A 20,370-nucleotide genomic window follows, 5' to 3' on the forward strand; every position below is an offset into this window, starting at 1 on the left:
ATTAAGAAAACTGTATTAAAAAAATTATATCGTGTTGGAGCGAACTTATCAGATGGCTACGATTTGCCTATCGGATTTGCGGCAAGTTCCTGACAACACTACCAGATATATTCATGTGCGGCTGGAATATATCTTCGGTTCAGAAGTTCTGTCATTCGTTTAATGACTTTTCAAATATACTGACAATGTGAAATAATGCAAGAGATTAGATTAAAAACTTGCAGTTTTTTGCAATAAAAATTGGTCATTTAAAATCGTTACAGACTATAATTGTAATAATTTGATATAAAATTTTACTAATCCAAAACGACAAAGAGCGCCCCGGTTTCAGAGCGCTCTTTTGAAGTGTATTAAAATAATTATATTTCGAAATCAGGGCTGGTCGATGAACCGCTTCAAGATCGGGCGGTACGAATCCACGCGACGGTCGCGGAGGAACGGCCAGGTGGTTCGGTAGAAATCCAGCTTATCGAGGTCCAGTTCTTCCACGTGCGTGACTTCGCCTTCGTGCGGCGCGAGGTATAGCAGCCTCCCCTGCGGATTGGCAATGAACGAGCCGCCCCAGAACTGCTGATCGGCCTCGCGACCGACGCGGTTAACGGACACGACATACACGCCATTCGCGACAGCATGGCCGCGCTGCACGGTTTGCCACGCTCCGTATTGTTCTTCATTGATGATCGGATCGGTCTCATTTGTATCCCAGCCGATGGCGGTAGGGTAGAAGAGGATTTCCGCGCCCATGAGGCTGGTAATGCGGGCTGCTTCGGGGTACCATTGGTCCCAGCAAATGAGCACGCCTATTTTGGCAAATTTGGTATTGAAAATCCGGTAGCCGTCGGTATCCTGCTCGGTAACCGGCGCATCCCCCGGCGTGAAATAGAATTTTTCGTAGTAGCCCGGATCGTCGGGAATATGCATTTTGCGGTACTTGCCCAGGTAAGCGCCGTCGGCGTCGAGTACGGCGGTGGTGTTATGGTACAAACCGTGCGCGCGTTTTTCGAACAGCGAGGCAATGATCACCACGCCCAGCTCCTTCGCCAATGTGCCTAATGAGTCCGTAGACGGACCTGGAATGGCTTCGGCGAGGCTGAAATTGCCGTGGTCTTCGACGTCGCAGAAATAGAGCGATTTGAACAGCTCTTGCAGACAGATAATATTCGCGCCTTTTTGTGCCGCTTCGCGGATTTTTTCGGTAGCCTTCTGAAAGTTAGCATCAACGTCCGAAGTGCAGCTCATTTGCACCAGACCAATGTTTACTTTTTTTGCCATTTTGGATTTTTGTGTGGATGATTATCGGACTGAAATGCAACACTAAATTGACCGCGGGAGTTCTGGGATCGGGAAATCGAATGAAATATCGTTCATGCATTTGAAATGACCTTTCGGACATTTGCTATGACCGATCTTTGAGCACGGCCGGCAATCCAGGCCTTTCACTTCCAGCTTTTCAAATGCCGTGCGGTAGGGATACATCCCGAATTCCGGAATGGTATTCCCCCAAATTGAATACACTTTCTTCCTGAACGCGGCCGCGACGTGCATTAAACCTGTGTCGTGCGAGAACACGACCAATGCTTTTTGTATTAAGGAAGCCGATTGGTTGAAACTGTATTTGCCGCATGCATTGAAAATTTGTATATCGCCCAATGCATTGCGAATGGCTTCCCCCGCTTCCGAGTCCTCGGGACCACCCAGCAAAATGATAGGATGGTTGATTTTCCGGCAAAGATCGATCATGCGCGGTACCGGCATTTTCTTGGTGAAATGCTGCCCGCCGATCGCGTAGGCCACGTAGCTGTTACGGTGTGTTTCCGGCAGCCATTCGAGTTCTACCTGGTCTTTGTAGGGAATAAAATAGTCGAGCCCCTCGCCGTCGTTTTGAATGTTGAATGCTTTTAAGGTATCCAGACAGCGGTCCACAATGTGGGTATCAGGCAGGTAGTTGATCTTGAACTGCGTCATAAGCCACTTTTGCACATTCAATTTCTCGAAACTGAATGCGGGCACGCCGAGCGTCCATTTAATGCGGAGCGTCCGGATGTTGCGGTGGAGATCAATGATGTAGTCGAATTTTTCCTCTTTGAGCAATGCCAGCAGTGCTTTCGCATTGCTTTTTTCCAGCAGCCATACCTTATCGATGTAAGGATTGTCCCGCAGCAGGAATTCGAATTTGCTTTTGGTAAAATAATGGACTTCGGCCTCCGGCATGTGCTTTTTCAGGCAGCGCACCACGGGCGTTGTGAGTACGATATCGCCGATGGAAGAAAAGCGCAGGATGAGGAATTTGACCGGTTTATTCACTTTGGATTTCCTGTAAAAGTTGTGATTGCGGGAGATTTTCCGGCTTTTTGTGTTTCCAACGCTTATGTGACCATAGCCAGTTATCGGGCTGGTCAATGATGTCCTTTTCCATGAAACCGATCTGTGCCTGCAAAATGCTGTTGTTCGGTACTTGTTTCGGCGTTTCAGTGATCAGTTTGAAGTAGCCCCGGTAAAAACCGCGTTTCAGCTCATTTTTCAATACAGCCATATATAAAACCGGGGAATTGAGCCGCCTCGCAATCGTTTCCACACCCCGGAACACGCCGGTGTCCTGGTGAAGGAATTTCGTCCAGAAAGCCTTTTCCGGTACGGGCGACTGGTCGTTGATGAGTATAAATATGAAAGGCCTGTCGCGCGGCTGCATGGCTTTGGAAATGGCTTCTTTCATGGTGACCATTTCGGTGCCGAAGCGTGTCCGCACGTCCTTAAACCAATTTTCGAATGCATCGTTTTGAAGCTCGTGGTACACGACAACCATCTGGTGCCTGAGTCGGGCGGAACCGAAGAGGTTCATCATTTCCCAGTTTCCGAGGTGTCCCGCTACAACCACCAGGTTCTGATTTTTCTCGTAATATCGGTCCAGGATAGAAACATCGAGATCGATCCGGGCAAGTAAATCTTCCCTGGTTATGGATTTGAGTTTGATCGTTTCGAACATGATATCCGTGAAATTGCGGTAGAATTTAGCCGCAATCGCGTGGATTGTCTGCTCGTCGGAGGCAGGGAAACTGTTTCGGAGATTGTTCAGCACGACCTTTTTTCTGTACTGGCCAATGTCGAATATGAGGAAACGAAAGATGTCGGAAAGCTTGTAGAGCGCTCCCCAGGACAGCTTCGAAACCGCATTGAGCAGCATCAGAAACAATTGAGTGGTGAACGCTTTCATGTGAGGGGCATCTTGTACTAAAACGGTAATTAAGCTGCAAAGTTAGCACTTTGATTGTATTTTACCCGAAATAACCGGTTGAACGGCAGTAGTTCGGAGCTTAGACGCATTGTAAATTAGGCGCTTGCGGCGCTACTGCCAAGCCTTCCATGTAGGATCGGATATCGATTTTGTTTATATTCACTGGTTCAAACAGTAGAATTAATGCTATGCTGGAAGGATTATTTGATATCAAAAATGATCGCAGACTAAGCGTCTACCTGTACCGAATCGGATTCGGTTTCTGGCTGATGTACATTGCGCTGGGTGCGCCGGCATTGCATTTTTACAAGCATTACCGCCAGGATTGCGGTATACTTTGTTTAGTACTGATGGTCTCCGCTTTCTCCGCATCAATGGTGTACGACTATTTTCACCACCGCGATCAGTACGAAGTGAAAAAGAAGTGGCTGTTTATCAGCTATGTAATTTTAGCAGGATTGATTTATTTCCTCGAATTCCGCGGCCACGAAAACAGTATCAATATCGACTGGCTACTCGGCCTGCTTTGATTAACCGCAAATTTCCTTTCAGATTTCAGCTATTTTCATTCTGTTAATCCGCAGTGACGGACTGCGAATTTTGCATCATTCCCCGCACTTTGTCGTACGAAAGATCCGGTAATGCCGCTACTTTTCCGATGACGATGATCGCCGGCGAAGCCATTTCGCTTACTTGTGAAAGCGGTACAATGTTCCCGATTTTACCGGTCACGACTTTCTGCTCTTCAAGCGTGCCGTTCTGGATAATGGAAATGGATTCGTCGGTTTTACCTAATTCGGAGTAAATGGCGACGATTTCCTGCAACTTGTGCAAGCCCATTAAAATGACGACGGTAGCGGTGGACTGCGCTGCGAGCCGCACATCTTTGGAAAGTTCGTGCTGCTTCGTAGTGCCGGTAATCACCCAGAAGCTTTCGCTCACGCCGCGTGAAGTAAGCGGAATACCCGCCAATGCCGGTACCGCGTAGCTGCTCGAAATGCCGGGAATGACTTCCGATTCAATGCCGTGCTCCGCCGCGAAAAGGATTTCTTCGTAACCGCGACCGAATATGAACGAGTCGCCGCCTTTCAAGCGCACTACCTCTCCGTATTGACGTGCTTTCTCGACGATCAGATCATTGATTTCGTCCTGGCCGCAGCTCGTTTTGCCGAAGCGTTTGCCGACGAGGATTTTGACGCAATCTTCCGGGCAGTAATCCAGTAATGAGGGGTGGGCAAGTGAATCGTATAACACGACCCGTGCTTTTTGCAGGGCCTTGATTCCTTTGAGGGTGATCAGGTCGGGATCGCCCGGGCCTGCACCGATAAGTGTCAGTTTCATGGTGAAAGTGCGGTCGGCGGTCGGCGATAGGCGGTCAAATCTGACCACCGATCGCTGACCGCCGACCACCGTTTTTTTAACTATCCTTTCCGAATGAAAGCTCTTGCAATGCAGGCTCTCCGGTTTCGACCAATTGCGCCTCGCGGGTGTCGCGGACGAAATTCAGGAAGTTTTCGGCAGTATTAATGAAATAGTTCGCGAATGCTTCGCTTGGTTCGAATTTATTAATGCTGAATACCAATGCTTTGAATGGGGTTTCAGCTTGATTTTCTACTTCAAATCCGGCAGGGACATCATATTTGAAATCCTGTCCGAAATGCGTTTCGAAATCGTTGATAATGCCGTATTGCGTGTTGGTAGTCACGTCTTTCGACATCAGTAAACCTTTCGCGCCGGTGATGAACACGTTATAAGCGTGGTAAATGGCATCTGCCCAAACGTCCGACTGGAAAGATTCCTTTGCCAGATTCAGTTTTTCCTGACCTTCGATAATGGTCGTCGCTACAAGGTCAACCAATACCGAAGCACATTCTCCGACACCGATTTCCGTTTTGAACAGCTCATCGTGATCCCAGTCGCGGTAATCGTCGTCCTGAACGGTCGTCAGGTCTGCGAGTGGTTTCAGGAGTTGGAAGAAGTAATTTTTGGTTTGACGAAGGTAATATTGGTTGAAATACTCACCTTCCAGCGCATTTGTTTCGTAATCATTGAAAAGCAGGCGCAATACTTCCGGTCCGCGTTTGGTAGGGACTTTGATCACCTTATCGCCGATCAGTCCGATGCCGTCGCCGGAGAAACCGCCGCCGAGCAATACTTGCAAAGCCGGCAGTACCAGCTTACCGTTCTTGATCGAGCTGCCGTGGAAGCCGATGTTGGCCGCATTATGCTGGCCGCAACCGTTCATGCAGCCGCTGATTTTAATCTTAATATCCTGATTATAAATCATTTCAGGAAACTCTTCGCGCATTACATCTTCCAGAACGCGGGTAATACCGTAGCTGCTGGAAATCGCGAGGTTACAGGTATCGGTTCCGGGGCAGGTGGTAATGTCCATCGTGCTGTCGAAACCTGGGGCGGCTAAACCGAGTTTTGCGAGTTCGTGGTAAATGGCTACCAGGTCTTCGCCTTTTACAAAACGAAGAATGTAGCCCTGGTTCACGGTTACGCGGATATCGTCGGCAGCATATTGGCGGACTACATCAGCCAGGCTGCGTGCGGTATCCGAGTTCATATCGCCCAGCAACACGCGCAGCTGCACGGCATACCAGCCTTTTTGTTTTTGTTCGAATGTATTGGTACGCAGCCATTTGGTGAAAATATCGAGCTTGTCGGCGTCGATGCTTTCTGTCGCGATTTTCAGGATTTCCGCTTCGGACAATGCCGGACGAGGCGCGTGGTTGATCGACTCGTATTCATTGGTTCCGAAAAGGTCTTCCGGAATCTGGAAAATCTTGTTTTTAACCGCTTTGCGCTCTTCCTCCACTTTCTCCATCATGCCTTCGAGGCCGAGGTCGTTCAAAAGAAACTTCATACGCGCCTTGTGGCGACGTACGCGCTCGCCGTAGCGGTCGAACACGCGAAGCATGGCTTCGATGAACGGGATTACTTTATCTTCTTCGAGGAATTCGAATGCAGTCTGCGCCGAGAATGGCTGTGCACCAAGGCCGCCGCCAATCAGCACTTTAAAACCACGAACCGTCTCGCCCGCTTCGTTCTGGCCCATTTTAGCGATCAGACCCACGTCGTGGATGAATGCCAATGCGCTGTCTTTTTCAGAAGAAGAAACGGCAATTTTAAACTTCCGGCCCATATCCTGGTTGATCGGGTTGCGGAGGAAATAGGTGAAGATCGAATGGGTGATCGGCGTCACATCGAACGGCTCATCCGGATCGATACCCGCGACAGACGACGCCGTAACGTTACGGATCGTATTACCACAAGCTTCTTTCAGCGTGATGCCCGCATCTTCCAGGTCCGCCCAAAGCTGGGGCGAGTCCGAAAGTTTTACAAAGTGCAGCTGGATATCCTGGCGCGTAGTTGCGTGCAGGTTACCGGTTGCAAATTTGTCGGAAGTATCTGCAATACGGACCAGCTGATCGGCTGTAATGCGTCCGTAAGGCAATTTGATACGAATCATCTGCACGCCGGGCTGACGCTGACCATACACACCGCGTGTAAGGCGGAATTTACGGAATGCTTCTTCCGGCGTCTCACCAGAGTAGAAACCGCCGATTTTTTGTTGCAGGTCAACGATATCGCGCTTCGCAACGGCGGATACTTTGTCAGAAATGATTAATTCGCTCATGATGATATTCTAATCGTCTATCGGGATAGTATATTTTTATTCAATAGTTTGATAACGTTGGGGATAGAAGCCCAACGTTACTCGATCATACAAGCCCCAACCGTCACATTGGACGTTTCGTCGATCAGGATCGCTGCGCCGTTTGCGCGGTTCTTCTGATAGGGGTCGTATGCGATGGGCTGGGCTGTCCGCAGAACGATTCTTGCTACGTCGTTCAGTTTCAGGGCCTCTACCTCATCCAGTTTTTCATAAGAGTTGATGTCGATCTGGTATTCGATGCCACGGATCGAGCAGCGTGAACGTGCCGTACCGTGTTGCAAAACGTATTTATTACCGGGTTTCAGCGTCTTCTTGTCGTCCATCCAGCACACCAGCGCTTCGATATCCTGGCTCACGATCGGTGAGTTGTCTACCGTTACAATCGTGTCGCCGCGGCTGATATCGATATCGTCTTCCAGTAATATCGTTACAGATTGAAGAACAGATGCCTGCGCTATTTCGTTTCCGCCAAATTCGATTTTAGCGATTTTAGATTCTCTTTCAGAAGGTAATACTTTAATCGCGTCACCTTTTTTGAAAGTACCGCTTTGTACGCGGCCGGCATAGCCGCGGTAGTCGTGCAGCTCGTCCGTCTGAGGGCGGATCACATATTGTACCGCGAAACGGCCGTCTTCCTGGTTCTGATCTTTCAGGACATTCACATTTTCGAGCACCGAAAGCAATGTCTCGCCGGTGTACCAGCTCATGCTTTCCGAACGCTCCACGATGTTATCACCATTCAATGCGCTTACCGGAATGATTGTCAGGTCTTTGATAGACAGCTTCTCAGCGAGTTCTGTGTAAGATTTGGCTATTTCAAGGAATGCATCTTCCGAGTTGCCTACCAAATCCATCTTGTTCACCGCCACGATCACATGCGGAATGCCTAGCATGGAAGCAATCAGCGAGTGACGGCGGGTTTGTTCTACCACACCATGACGCGCGTCAACGAGGATAATGGCCAGATCCGCATTGGAAGCACCGGTCACCATGTTACGGGTGTACTGGATGTGCCCCGGCGCATCGATGCTGATGAACTTGCGGTTCGGCGTCTGGAAATATTTGTAAGCAACGTCGATGGTAATGCCCTGCTCGCGCTCCGAACGCAGGCCGTCCGTCAGCAATGCAAGGTCGATTTCCCCCGCGTTACGGGTTTTGCTGGCGCGCTCGATGGCTTCCATCTGATCGGCCAGGATATTTTTTGTATCGTAAAGCAAGCGCCCGATCAATGTGCTTTTGCCGTCGTCAACGGAGCCTGCTGTTATAAATCTTAGTAAATCCACTGGTAATAGTTTAAAGTCTATGAGTTTAGAGTTTATGAGTTCAGTTTATGAGTCGTTTAATATCGAACTCATAAACTCATGAACTTTGAACTCCTTAAAAGTATCCGCCCTTCTTCCGATCTTCCATCGCTGCTTCCGTCTGCTGGTCGTCAATCCGGGTTTCGCCGCGTTCGCTGATTCTTGAAACGGTGATTTCAGCGATAACTTCGTCCAGGGTGGCTGCAGCGGATTCTACGGCTGCGGTACAGGTCATATCGCCCACGGTGCGGAAACGTACCTGGCGGGTTACAATCTGATCTTCCGGATCGGGTTCGATTACCGGTGTGTTGTTCAGCAGTTTACCGTCGCGCAGGATCAGTTCGCGTTCGTGCGCGAAGTAGATAGAAGGCAATGCGATACCTTCTCTTTTCAGGTAAGCCCACACATCCAGCTCGGTCCAGTTCGAGATCGGGAACACGCGTACGTTTTCACCTTTCTGAATGCGGCCATTGAACAAATTCCAAAGCTCGGGGCGCTGGCGTTTCGGGTCCCATTGGCCAAACTCGTCGCGGAACGAGAAGATACGCTCTTTCGCGCGTGCCTTTTCCTCGTCGCGGCGTGCGCCACCGATGCATGCGTCAAATTCAAATTCTTCGATGGTATCCAGCAAAGTGAAAGTCTGCAACCAGTTACGGCTTGCATTCTTGCCGGTTTGCTCTTTCAATCCTTTCGCTTTGATGGTATCCTCCACATAACGAACGATCAGTTTCGCATTGATTGCTTCGGCCAGCTGGTCGCGGTACTCGATCGCTTCGATGAAGTTATGACCGGTATCGACGTGCACCAGCGGGAAGGGGATTTTGCCCGGTGCGAATGCTTTCCTAGCCAAATGAACCAATGTGATCGAATCCTTACCTCCTGAAAACAACAGGGCAGGGCGCTCAAACTGGCCGGCTACTTCACGCATAATGTAAATGGCCTCTGCTTCCAGCTGATCCAGGTAATCCGGAGCGCTGCGTTCACTAATCTCCCGTTGGATGTCGGAGGCCTCGTTCACTGAAATTGACATATTTTTGGTTATTGATTTAAATGTTAAAAGGGCTGTTGCTGTAAGCTTTATGCTTTAGGCTGTAAGCCGTAAACCGTAAACTTAAAACCTAGTGCTTATGGCTTAAAGCTTATAGCCTACGGCTATTTCGCGTGCAACCCGCATTCTTTCTTCGATTCATCCTCCCACCACCATCTTCCGGCGCGGAAATCTTCGCCTTCCTGGATTGCGCGGGTACAAGGCGCGCAGCCTATGCTGACGAAGCCTTTGTCGTGCAATGGGTTATAAGGGATGCCGTTCGATTTTACGTATTGTTTCACTTCTTCGAAAGACCAATGCAAAATCGGGTGGAATTTGAAGAGCTGGTGTGCTTCGTCCCATTCGAGCCTCGGCATATCATGACGGTTTCCCGACTGTTCTGCCCGGATACCCGTCACCCAGATTGCCGCGCCCTTAAGGGCACGGTTAAGCGGCTCTACCTTGCGGATGAAGCAGCATTCCTTACGGTTTTCAATGGATTCATAGAAACTGAGAGGCCCTTTGGTGCTCACCATATTCTCTACGGCCTCCGTTTGCGGGTAATACACCTTGATTTTGGTGTCGTAGCGGTTGTTGGTCTTCTGCAAAGTCATGTAAGTCTCCGCGAAAAGCCTTCCGGTATCCAATGTAAAGATGCCGATATTGATGTTATTCTTTAAAATGAGGTCGCTGATCACCTGGTCCTCAAATCCGAGACTGGTTGAAAAAACGACTTCACCGGGAAAAAGATCCGCCAGAATCGCGAGCGATTCGATTTCACTTTTGCCTTCGATGGCAGCGTTTAAAGATGCTAATGTTTCGTTCATGGTTGTTCTCCGGCTAGTTGGATAGCCTCGTTTAATATGCGGTCGCTGATCCGGAAATCAGTTTCCAGTATTTTTTTGAAAACCGCTTTGGCTGAGGGGATTTTGTTTTCCTTTTTGGCTTTCACAATCACCCCGACCGTGCCGGTTACCTTGATATTCATTTTTATTGCCGTTTTCCGGGCTTTGAGATCGTCCAGGATGACCGTACAGTCCTGCGTTTCGAATGCGAGGGTCAGTGCCGACGCTTCTCCCAAATCCAGAATTTCTTCAAACAGCGCTTGCAGTGTTTTATTTTCAACTTCTCTGACTTCGATCCATTCGGGCAGATCATTGCCAAATTCTCCTGCAATTTCTTTTGTGACAAAAATCCGCTTGTAAATGCTTTTCAGGATTTCCAGCTCTTCGATTTTGGATAACAAGATCAGGCAACTGGAATCGGCGATTACAAGGGCATCACGCATTGGCGATATCACCTTTCAAATCCTCCATCGAATCACCAAAAAGGGAAAATCCAAACCGTCCCATGATTTCAATGAAAGATCTTTTGCTGATACCGACGATACCCGCAGCCTGACCAGCGCTAACCTTACCACGTTCGTAAAGTTGACCTGCCAGAAGCATTTTGATTTCAAATTCTTCTGAATCCAGGGACTCCGGTAAGTTGATGGTCAGTGCCTTCATACTGCTATTATATTGTATCGTTTATCCTACTCCAATATACCACTTTTCACCGACACCTCCACAGCATTGGTGAAGTCCTCGATCAGGTCGTCGATGTCTTCCAAACCTACCGAAATGCGGATCAAACCTTCGGTAATGCCCAGCGGAGCCTTTTCTTCGGGCTTTAATCTGGCGTGGGTAGTGGTGTTCGGGTTGGTGACGATCGTGCGGGTGTCGCCGAGGTTGGAGGATAGCGATGCGATCTCCAATGCATCCATAAATGCCGCCACGCGTTCGAAACCGCCTTCGAGTTCAATGGTTACCACTGCACCACCGGCTTTCATCTGCTGTTTGGCCAGGTTATACTGCGCATGCGATTCCAGGAATGGATATTTCACCGACTTCACATCCGGATGCTTTTCCAAAGCAGTAGCGAGGGCCAATGCATTGGAAGAATGCTTCTCCATTCTCAGGTTCAGCGTTTCAAGGCTTTTACTCAGCACCCATGCGTTGAATGGCGACATAGATGGGCCGGTTTGACGGCAGAAAAAGCGTAAGTCTTTGATATATTCTTTTTTACCTACAACCACACCTCCCAGCACGCGGCCTTGTCCGTCCATGAACTTCGTGGCGGAATGCAATACGAGGTCGGCGCCGAAATCGGCCGGGGTTTGCAATGCGGGTGAGGCAAAGCAGTTATCTACATTGAAAATAATGTTGTGCTTCTTCGTAATGCGGCCGATCATCGCCAGGTCTACCAGGTCCAAACCGGGGTTGGATGGCGTTTCGAGGTAGATCATGCGGGTATTAGGCTGTACCGCCGCTTCCCATTCCGCTTCGCTGGCTTCTGCGTCGAGGTAGGTATAGGTAATGCCCCATTTAGGCAAAATCTGCGTGATGATCTGGTGCGCCGAGCCGAATAATGCACGGCAGGCGAGGATATGGTCACCGCTTTTCAGCAATGCAGCCATGCTCGCGAATACCGCCGCCATACCGGTAGCAGTAGCTACGCCGTCTTCCAGGCCTTCCAGCATGCAAACCTTGTCTACAAACTCCTGCACGCTCGGGTTGGAGAACCGGCTGTAAATGTTGCCTTCCTCGGTTTCTTCAAAAAGCGCTTTTCCCTGCTCGGCACTTTCGAAAGTGAAGCTGCTGGTCAGGAAAAGGGGAGTCGAATGCTCGCGATACTTCGTTTTGCTGGTCTGGGTGCGTATCGCTTTGGTTTGTTTTTTCATAGATGGCAGTAGGCTTTAAGCTGTAAGCTATAAGCGTTAGGCTTTAAGCTTTTTTTAAATCTATTGTTAATCAAATAATATCACTCAATAACGCGGTTTTGATTTAGTCCTCAACCTATTTGCTTACAGCCTATGGCTTAAAGCTTATAGCTTAAAGCCCATCGCTTACAGCGAACTCAAAACCATATAAATAATCCGCACGCTGACGATGATGACGATCGTGCCTACCATGATCATCATGGTTTTGATCGGCAGGCGGCGGGATAGTGTGGCGGCGATGGGCGCGGAAACCATACCACCGAGGATAAGGCCGAGCACCACTTGCCAGTGTGAAAATCCGATAATGCTGATGAATGTAACCGAGCTTGCCAGCGACACGAAAAACTCCGCGAGGTTCACAGAGCCGATGGTGTATTTAGGATGCCTTCCGCGTGCGATGAGGGTCGAAGTAACGATCGGGCCCCAGCCGCCGCCGCCAATGGAATCCAGCGTTCCGCCTGCCATCGCCAGCCAGCCGATTTTCTTGATCGGCCTTTTTTCAACTCGTTTCTTTAACGCTTTCTGGATAATAAGGATTCCCAGGATCAACGTATAAATTGCCACCAGCGGCTTGATGATGTAAATGTATTTTTCGAGGGACGACAGCGCATAAGCACCGACGATCGCTCCGAGTACGCCCGGAAAGAGTATCTTCTTGAACAATTTGCTGTTCACATTCCCGAATTTGAGGTGCATATAACCCGAAACACCACTCGTAAAGATCTCCGAAGTATGTACGCTGGCGCTTACGGCCGAAGGCGGAACGCCTAATGTGAGCAGGAACGTCGAAGCGGTAACGCCGTAGGCCATGCCCAGGGCGCCGTCGATCATCTGGGCTACAAATCCACCGAGAACATAATAAAAGAAGCCTTCGCTCACTTCCAGTTCGTTCCAGAGAAGGGTAAGTCTGTCGTAGGAAAAGAAGCTGAAAAGTAAATGGCCGACGATCATCAATGCGATCGCGGAGAAGATGTTAACAGCGATTTCCGTGCGGCTCCGTTTGCGTACGGTGGCTGCCCAGAGCTTTTGCTGGATGGTCTCCCACGTCAGGGGTATTTTTGTACTATTTTTAGAAGCCGGAATGGCCGGAGAAGCATCTGCCGGGGAAACGGCACCCGATTGAAAGATTTCGTCGGATTCCTCAGGCAGGTCGCGCAGAAAAACAGCCTTGCCCTGCTCGCGCGCAAGCGCAGCCAAACGCCGATCTTCCTCAGGATCACCACTTGCGATATAGGCCACTTGTAGCGATTCCCAGTTCTTTTCGTTGCTTTCAGTTGAGGGTGTAAAATCCGCCGCTTCCTTCAAAGTCTATGTAGTATACTATAATTATAGAGTAAACTTTCAAGAAAATAGCAAACTAATGTTTGCTATTTCAGGACGGCAAATTTAAGATCAATTTATTAGTTTTCAAAGAATAAAACGGAAGCCGCCCTAATAAACACGGACTTCCATCAGCGATACCGGCACGTGCGAATGGCTGTTTTGTAGCCTGATTTTCAGCGAACGCGTCGTTAGGGGAGTGTTCAGCGCTATTGTTCTTTTGGTCAGGTGATTGTCATGAATGGTCGCAATGCAGTTGCCGGCATCATCCAGTACTTCAATATGCTGGGTGCAAAAGGGCATTACCGTTTCAGGGTGCACGTAAATAACATTCTCCATCGGATGGTCGAAATCGGTATCGAATACGAAATCGATTTTTGAAATGCTTTGATTATCATCCCATTGTAGTTGGATTTCAGGTGCGCGGTCGTCGATAGCGGCTACCCACGCATTAGGACCGGCAATAGGGCGGTGCCAGCCATTTTTCAGGTTTTCCGTGCCAAAGAGTGAAACAGGCTTCCTTAATGTGAATGCGAGATTCAAACCCGCGGGGCGGCGCTGCGGGCACCAGAATTCGAAAGTATCTACACCCAAATCTTCGGTCGGCTCCTGTTTCCCGTAGTTGGAAACGGCTGGATTGGTGGCATTGAACACTGTTACCAGCCCGGTTACGCGCTGTTCGCTGTACTGGATTTGAATGTGCTCATTTTTCAGGAAGCAAACGAACGCGTAGCATTCCTCCGGGAAATAGCTGTCCCATTCCAGAACCAGTTCGTGCCTGCCGGCTATCAAACGGTAATTCTGACTTTTCAAAGTCACATCAGGCGTGTGGTTGAACGGCTTGCTGCTTTTGCGCAGCTCCACATTCAGTTCAGTATCCTGCGCAGCTTCTACCCAAACTGTTACAGAAGGCATTTGACCATTCACAGGCAGCATTTGTGCGACTGAATGTGTGATGGGTTTCCACTGGCCAGAGCCGTTTAGTTTGGTCAATTCCAAAGTGGAGGAAGCCGTTATTTGCGCTTCGTTAACGAGATTACCTGGGTCGGAAATGGCGGTTTGCGGCAGATACTGGCCCGAGCGCCATAGTTCCAGCTGTAATTCTTCCAAATGCTTTTCACCAACTTCCCGGGGCGAACAGTTGTGCTTTTTGGCAACCGCCGCCGCGATCGCCACGGCTTGTCCGCCCGTAGCGCTCGTGGCCATCACGCGTGTGGATGCGAACGCTACGTGCGTGGCGCTGATAATGCGGCCTGCTATGAACAGGTTTTCAATGTTTTTACTGTAAAAACAGCGGTAAGGGATGCTGTAAACGCCTTTGCTATGCCACTGGTTGCAGCCGTCCTGATCCGAATACACGCCATCGGCAGGGTGGAGGTCGAGGCTCCAACCGCCGAATGCGACGGTGTCGTGAAACACTTGTTGTTCGACTACGTCCTGCTGTTTCAATAGGTAATCGCCTTCAAAACGGCGGCTTTCGCGCTTGCCGGGAATAGCGCCCACCCATTCGAGCGTAAGGTTCTCGGATTCGGGAAATTCGCCGGAGTTTTTAATGTAATTCCAGGCACCGTACACAACTTTCCAAAGCTCCCATTTGATTTGTTCGGTATCGTGCACGGTATCCATTCTGCCGCCATATTCCAGCCACCACAACCGGCAGCCGAAGTCCCTGGGGTTGAAAGTTTTATAACGCGGGATTTCAGTAATGTCCTGCAAAGCGAACGAAGGCGGTACAAACTTTACCGGTCGGCCCATGTCTTTGGAATAGAAATACATAGAATGCCCCAAAAGCTCTCCATAGGCTTTGTCCGGCGCAAACTTCTCGCCAAATTCTTCCATAGACTCCGCGCCCATTCTGAACGCAGCCCCCGCCAGGAACCCCACGATACCGTCGCCAGACGAATCGCAGAAAAGCGGCGCGGTCAGCACATATTTGGTACTATTCTGGCTGCAAAATGCGTGCAATGATTGGATCTTATCGCCATTTTGTGTTTTATCAAGATCGTAAACCGCTGTGTTCAGCAGAAGTGTGATATTCGCTTCCTGCGTGACCTTTTCGAGCAGTACCGTATCGAAGATCAGCGGGTTGCCATCCGGGTTGCGATAGGCGTTTTCAAGCATGATTTCGTCGATCACGCCGCCTTCGCGCGCCCAGCGGTTGTTGTTTCCCATATGCGAGGTCGCGCCCAGGATCCAGAGCCTGACCTCGCTTGAACAGTTGCCTCCCAACACGGGGCGGTCCTGCACCAGTATCACTTTCAACCCGGCCCTCGCGGCGGTAATGGCCCCGCACGTGCCCGTGAGCCCGCCGCCTGTGATCACCAGGTCTGCTGCCAGCGCAATGGTTTTAGGTTCTCTTTTGTGTGTTGATTCTCCGATTATCATCTTTTCAAGTCTTTAATGTCATAGGTTGCATGTACTATCGCAGCCCAGCGTCGTAGCCTGGCCGAAACATTACACGCGGGTAGTTATTTAAGATCGATGTCAGTTTGGGTGGTGAGGAAGCCGGTCGGTTTGTGCACGGTAATGTGGATTTGTTTATCAAATCCCCTGATCGGTATTACCACGTCCTTGCTTTCTCCCGGATTAAGATCCGGTAATGCAATGCTTGCCTCCCCGGCTTTCAGCGTATATCCTTTGATGGCTTTTGCAGGAAAATCACCTCTTGAAGTGACTTTCACAGTTAGCTGGTGAACTCCTTGATCACCGGTTTGGAAACTTACTTTTTCAACAATAACCGGCGAAAACTCTCGCTGATGCACCGGATAGGCCAACCTCGGCGAACGGTCCGGCCCTACAATGCCCCACGGGCGGAAGCCATTCACATTGGTACCGAATAACTTGCTCCGGTAATCATTATAAGTCCACCAAGATGCGCCGGCCACAAACGGTCGTTTGCGGATTTCAACCATTACATCACTCAAATGCTGCGCTTGTCCGGCCTCGCCGTTCTTCCCGTCCGAGCGGGTGCCCCATTCGCTAATAAATACAGGCTTGTTTGGGTACAGCTTGTGAATGTGGTCCAATGACTTCGCATGGCCGCCGTAAGTGTTTGTAGAAATAAAATCGACATACTGGCTGGCCTCGTCCTCCGCTTTTGCAGGTAGCGAGTTCAAAAGCATACTCGCGAACGTGTACAGGCGCGTGGGATCGAGCTCGCGTGCGTAGGCGATCATGTCTTTGGTCCAGCGCTGGCCGGAAGCGGTGGTCGATCCGTACTCGTTACCGACGCTGTACGCGATCACGCTGGGGTGGTTCCAGTCGCGCTCGGCCATTTCCTGGAACTGCGAGCGGAACTTCGTCCGCATCGAGTCATTGTCCATTTGCTTCGGTGTGAGCTGCCAGTTGCCGGCTTCGGTGATGATGAGCATTCCGTAGCGGTCGGCGAGGTTATAGAAGTATTCGGATGGCGTGTAATGGGTGAGGCGTTGGAATTCCATACCCGCCTCCTTCATCAAACGGAAGTCTTTTTCCACGAGCCAGTCCGGTTCCAGCGAGCCGAGGTCGGGGTAATCGATCACCCGGTTTCCACCACCGACTCTCACAGGCTTGCCATTCAAAAGAATCTGCACGCCGCTCACTTCGATTTTCCGGATACCGAAGTCAGATGCCAGCGTATCCGCCCCAACAATGGTTCTCAGTTCATAAAGATTAGGCTGGTCAAGGTCCCAGAGCTTCACCTGTGCCGCCGACAATGCAGCTTCCGCTTCAACCACCGCCGTTTGTCCAGCCGGAATACTGGCCGCATTGGTTTTCCATTTCAAAGTCAAAGGCTTTTTGTCTTGCGAAATCGTCAGATCGATTTTCGGCGTGGCCGCATTCGCAGAAGCATTCCGGACCCTGAGTTTAGCCTTCACCACAGCCGATCCCTTCGCCAGATCGGGCAGGGTCTCGATCTTCACATTTTCGGTATAAACTTCCGGTTCGATCGTCAGGTAAACCGGCCGGACAATGCCGCCATAGTTCACCCAGCCCACAAATCCGTCGTTTATATTGCCCGTGTCTTTAATGCCGGGGATCGTATTTGTTTTCCACGTATCGTTGTTGACAGCCACTACAAGCAGGTTATTACCATCTTTCAGCTGTTCCGTCACATCGAAGCGGAATGGCGTATACCCACCCTCATGCTCACCGACTTTCTGGCCATTCAGCCACACGCTGGTTTTGTAGTAGGCGCCGTCGAAATGCAGGATGACGCGCTTGCCGGTGGTCGGTTTCCAGGCAAAAGTCTTGCGGTACCAGGCCGTACCTGTGTAAAATTCATAGCGCGGATCGGTCGAGAAGCAATGCGGCACCGTCACCTTGTCCTGGCGGTTTTCCTGCGCAATGCTATCGCGGTACCACCGGTTCGCAGTACCCAACCCCGCAGGATCGAGCAGGAACCACCATTCGCCATGCAGCGGGATCGCATTTGGCTGCCGGATATGGTATCGGGCCGCACCCGGCTGGGCCGCATTCGGCTGGGCCGCACCCGGCTGGGCTATATTCTGCTGCGCCGAAACTTTCGTGCAGGTTAATGAGAGTAAAATCGAAAAGGTTAAAAGGGTGAATCGTTTCATTATGTGATGTTGTTCAGTTTGGGGTTTTGTTTTATAGGAGGTTGATTTTTGTTTAACTGAATCGTGGAAGTCAGCGCATATGTGGCATTCATCTCTTTGGCAATCCATTTAGCCGCCATCGCTTTTCGTTCGCCTTGTTGTTTCATGCCTGACGGCATTTCAATCTCAATTCAAATTCCATTGCTACCAATGTTACGTCCCTAGCGGGACTTGCGTTTTCAATGAGTGACCTTCTTTAATTCTGATTTAAAATCCCGTCAGGGATGCAACATTGGTAGCACTAAACGGACTATACACTTCCCGAAAATGCCGTAGGCATGCAACAACATCTCGAAGGTTCGTCTCTTCTGCAATCCATGAAGCCGCCGTCGTTTTTTCGCTTTGCTTTGGTGTTTCATGCCTAACGGCATTTGTTTATCTCCAAAACATTCCATTCTACTACCAATGTCACGTCCCTAGCGGGACTTGCGTTTTTATTGATTGACCCTCTTATTCTTTAATTCTGATTTAAAATCCCGCTAGGGATGTAATATTGGTAGCACTATCTCCAAAACATTCCATTCTACTACCAATGTCACGTCCCTAGCGGGACTTGCGTTTTTATTGATTGACCCTCTTATTCTTTAATTCTGATTTAAAATCCCGTCAGGGATGTAATATTGGTAGCACTAAACGATCTAGGAATGTTCGAAAATGCCGTAGGCATGCAACAACATCTCGAACATTAAGCGCATTACGCCGCCGCTATCCGCGTTTCGTCTTTTTTATCTAACACCACCTTCCTAGCCGCCGAAAACGGTATCGCCGCTGAAAGCAATACCACAGTCGCTACACCGGCGGTTACCAGTGTTCCATCGGTCGTCAAAAAGCTGAGAATAAATAGCATCACCGCAGTGAATAGCAGCGCCCCGGCGATCACCTGCATGCCAAAACGGTTTTGTTTTTTGATTTCAAATGCTTCTTCCGGATCGACCGCCGCGGCTTCCTGCTTGCGCTGGTCTTTGGAAAGCATGTAAATGGTATACTCGCTGGCAACGATGTTTTTGGACCGTGCCCAAAGTTCGTAAGCTAGCAATAGCAATAGCGGCAAGCCCACGCCCACGATGGTTTCCATTCCGCGCGAGAGTTTGAAGTCGAGCAGGAGCGGAGCGAGTGTTTTGAAGAATAAATTGACACATAATCCGATACCCGTAATCCAAAGCGTAGTCCTGCCGTTCAGCCTTTTGGAAAACAATGCCCAGAGCGGCGGTGCAAGCAACGGCCCGCCGGAAATGGCCGAAATGCTCAGTACCACCTCCACAATGCCGCCCGCCGCCGGTACCAGCAATGCAATGCCGATCATGCCAAGCCCGAAAAACCAGGAGGAGCCTCGCGCAACACGGATGAGCTGGCGGTCGGAAGCGGCCGGGTTAACCATCCCTTTGTAAATATCATTGGTAAAAACCGCCGAAACAACGTTCAATGCGGTGTTGGCGCTGGCGGAGGTGGAGAAATACATGCCGGTGAGCATGAGCCCCAGCAGGCCGGGTGGCAGTACCAGTTTGCAGATCATCAGGTAAGCATTTTCGGTATCCAGGCCGGTCAATGCGGGGTTAATGGCCTTGTAAATCATCGGCGGGAACATCCAGATCACCGGGCTGATGAGGTATAAACCGGCGAAAAGAAAAGCGACCTTTTTGGCCGATTTCTCGCTGTCGACGCTCGTGTAGCGTTGTACCATGGTCCAGTTTCCACCAATGTAGCAAATGTGGTAAATCACGAATGCAGCCACGAAACCAAGCGTATATTCACCATTGAGCAGGTTGAAAAAGTCGTCGGGAATGTTGTTCGTAAATCCTTCCCAGCCGCCGACTTTATTGAATGACAACGGAAGCAGAATGAATACCGCCGCCGATAGCACGACGAATTGTAAAATATCGGTCACCATCACCGCCCATAGGCCTCCCACCGCCGTGTAGGCGATCATAAACAGCCCCAAGCCGATGGTACAAGGCACCAGCGGCAGGTCCAGCGAGGCACTCACCAGCCTTGCCACCGGGTAAAGCACCGATCCTTTGATGAACACCGAAACCAGCGTAAAAATGAATATGTAAGTTTTCTGGACCGTCAGCCCGAGTCGTTCACGGATGAATTCCGCGGCTGTCAACGCGCCGGTCCGTTTCCAGCGCGGGGCGAGGTAAACGGCGGTGATGAGCGCGCCGATGCACATTGTCCATTGAATGGTAATGGCCACCCAGCCGTGTTTGTAGGCAATGGAGCCCCACGCTACGAAGGTACCGGCCGAGAAGAAGCTCATAAACAGCGACAACCCGCCGATAAACCACGGCACGGCCTCGCCGCCCGCAAAAAAGGATTTCAGGTTACGACCCGTTCGGGCAAAAAGCATCCCAATGCCCATCACGAACGCGGAGAATACGAGAATGACAATGGTGTCGGTGGTGTTGTTCATAGTAATGCTATATGCTGTAAGCTGTGAGCTTTATGC

Annotated in this window: 17 protein-coding genes; 1 reads left to right on the forward strand and 16 read right to left on the reverse strand. The window is 50.1% G+C overall.

Annotated elements, in window-relative coordinates; translation table 11 throughout:
• Positions 1 to 372 precede the first annotated feature (372 nt).
• From BLQ88_RS04750 to BLQ88_RS04760, 3 genes are read right to left on the reverse strand one after another with little or no spacing between them, the layout of a single operon-like run.
• Positions 373 to 1,272: a carbon-nitrogen hydrolase gene (locus tag BLQ88_RS04750; protein ID WP_090147248.1), complete on the reverse strand. Its 900-nt coding sequence runs from the start codon at positions 1,270 to 1,272 to the stop codon at positions 373 to 375.
• A 42-nt stretch (positions 1,273 to 1,314) separates the two neighbouring features.
• The gene (locus tag BLQ88_RS04755) at positions 1,315 to 2,304 is read right to left on the reverse strand and encodes a glycosyltransferase family 9 protein (protein WP_090147250.1); all 990 of its coding nucleotides are present in this window, start codon (positions 2,302 to 2,304) and stop codon (positions 1,315 to 1,317) included.
• Positions 2,297 to 3,211 (reverse strand): lysophospholipid acyltransferase family protein, encoded by a 915-nt coding sequence (locus BLQ88_RS04760; RefSeq protein WP_090147252.1) that lies wholly within the window; start codon positions 3,209 to 3,211, stop codon positions 2,297 to 2,299. The genes BLQ88_RS04755 and BLQ88_RS04760 overlap by 8 nt, the downstream gene beginning before the upstream one ends.
• 209 nt (positions 3,212 to 3,420) lie before the next feature.
• On the opposite strand from BLQ88_RS04760, the gene BLQ88_RS04765 reads away from it, so the two are divergent.
• Complete coding sequence (locus BLQ88_RS04765) at positions 3,421 to 3,762, forward strand: hypothetical protein (RefSeq protein ID WP_090147253.1); 342 nt, start codon at positions 3,421 to 3,423, stop codon at positions 3,760 to 3,762.
• Between the two features lie 43 nt (positions 3,763 to 3,805).
• Here BLQ88_RS04765 and cobA read toward each other — a convergent pair whose 3' ends face one another.
• The 13 genes from cobA to BLQ88_RS04825 form a co-directional block, all read right to left on the reverse strand.
• Positions 3,806 to 4,573 (reverse strand): uroporphyrinogen-III C-methyltransferase, encoded by a 768-nt coding sequence (cobA, locus tag BLQ88_RS04770; protein ID WP_090147255.1) that lies wholly within the window; start codon positions 4,571 to 4,573, stop codon positions 3,806 to 3,808.
• Between the two features lie 76 nt (positions 4,574 to 4,649).
• Positions 4,650 to 6,878 carry a nitrite/sulfite reductase gene (locus tag BLQ88_RS04775; protein ID WP_090147256.1) on the reverse strand — a complete coding sequence of 743 codons (2,229 nt, stop codon included), beginning with the start codon at positions 6,876 to 6,878 and terminating at the stop codon, positions 4,650 to 4,652.
• Positions 6,879 to 6,955: 77 nt separating this feature from the next.
• Positions 6,956 to 8,200, reverse strand: a complete 1,245-nt coding sequence (locus BLQ88_RS04780) for a sulfate adenylyltransferase subunit 1 (RefSeq protein WP_090147258.1) — start codon at positions 8,198 to 8,200, stop codon at positions 6,956 to 6,958.
• Positions 8,201 to 8,294: 94 nt separating this feature from the next.
• The gene (gene cysD, locus BLQ88_RS04785; RefSeq protein WP_229212580.1) at positions 8,295 to 9,248 is read right to left on the reverse strand and encodes a sulfate adenylyltransferase subunit CysD; all 954 of its coding nucleotides are present in this window, start codon (positions 9,246 to 9,248) and stop codon (positions 8,295 to 8,297) included.
• Positions 9,249 to 9,370: 122 nt separating this feature from the next.
• Complete coding sequence (locus tag BLQ88_RS04790) at positions 9,371 to 10,072, reverse strand: phosphoadenylyl-sulfate reductase (protein ID WP_090147259.1); 702 nt, start codon at positions 10,070 to 10,072, stop codon at positions 9,371 to 9,373.
• The gene (locus tag BLQ88_RS04795; protein ID WP_090147261.1) at positions 10,069 to 10,533 is read right to left on the reverse strand and encodes a PIN domain-containing protein; all 465 of its coding nucleotides are present in this window, start codon (positions 10,531 to 10,533) and stop codon (positions 10,069 to 10,071) included. Before BLQ88_RS04795 ends, BLQ88_RS04790 begins: the two co-directional genes overlap by 4 nt.
• Positions 10,526 to 10,753 carry a UPF0175 family protein gene (locus BLQ88_RS04800; RefSeq protein WP_090147262.1) on the reverse strand — a complete coding sequence of 76 codons (228 nt, stop codon included), beginning with the start codon at positions 10,751 to 10,753 and terminating at the stop codon, positions 10,526 to 10,528. Before BLQ88_RS04800 ends, BLQ88_RS04795 begins: the two co-directional genes overlap by 8 nt.
• Positions 10,754 to 10,779: 26 nt before the next feature.
• The gene (locus tag BLQ88_RS04805) at positions 10,780 to 11,967 is read right to left on the reverse strand and encodes a trans-sulfuration enzyme family protein (protein WP_090147264.1); all 1,188 of its coding nucleotides are present in this window, start codon (positions 11,965 to 11,967) and stop codon (positions 10,780 to 10,782) included.
• Positions 11,968 to 12,132: 165 nt separating this feature from the next.
• Complete coding sequence (locus BLQ88_RS04810) at positions 12,133 to 13,311, reverse strand: TSUP family transporter (RefSeq protein ID WP_229212581.1); 1,179 nt, start codon at positions 13,309 to 13,311, stop codon at positions 12,133 to 12,135.
• 126 nt (positions 13,312 to 13,437) lie between these two features.
• Positions 13,438 to 15,711 carry an FAD-dependent oxidoreductase gene (locus BLQ88_RS04815; protein ID WP_090147266.1) on the reverse strand — a complete coding sequence of 758 codons (2,274 nt, stop codon included), beginning with the start codon at positions 15,709 to 15,711 and terminating at the stop codon, positions 13,438 to 13,440.
• 83 nt (positions 15,712 to 15,794) lie between these two features.
• A complete protein-coding gene (locus BLQ88_RS04820) occupies positions 15,795 to 17,885 on the reverse strand; it encodes a glycoside hydrolase family 2 protein (protein WP_090147267.1) in 2,091 nt (696 codons plus the stop codon).
• The gene (locus tag BLQ88_RS36655; RefSeq protein ID WP_176884898.1) at positions 17,885 to 18,031 is read right to left on the reverse strand and encodes a hypothetical protein; all 147 of its coding nucleotides are present in this window, start codon (positions 18,029 to 18,031) and stop codon (positions 17,885 to 17,887) included. Before BLQ88_RS36655 ends, BLQ88_RS04820 begins: the two co-directional genes overlap by 1 nt.
• Before the next feature lie 587 nt (positions 18,032 to 18,618).
• On the reverse strand, positions 18,619 to 20,334 hold the full coding sequence (locus tag BLQ88_RS04825) for a sodium:solute symporter family protein (RefSeq protein WP_090147269.1): 1,716 nt from the start codon (positions 20,332 to 20,334) through the stop codon (positions 18,619 to 18,621).
• Positions 20,335 to 20,370: the final 36 nt, after the last annotated feature.

The organism is Dyadobacter soli, from assembly GCF_900101885.1.
In the GTDB taxonomy this organism is placed as follows: Bacteria; Bacteroidota; Bacteroidia; order Cytophagales; family Spirosomataceae; genus Dyadobacter; species Dyadobacter soli.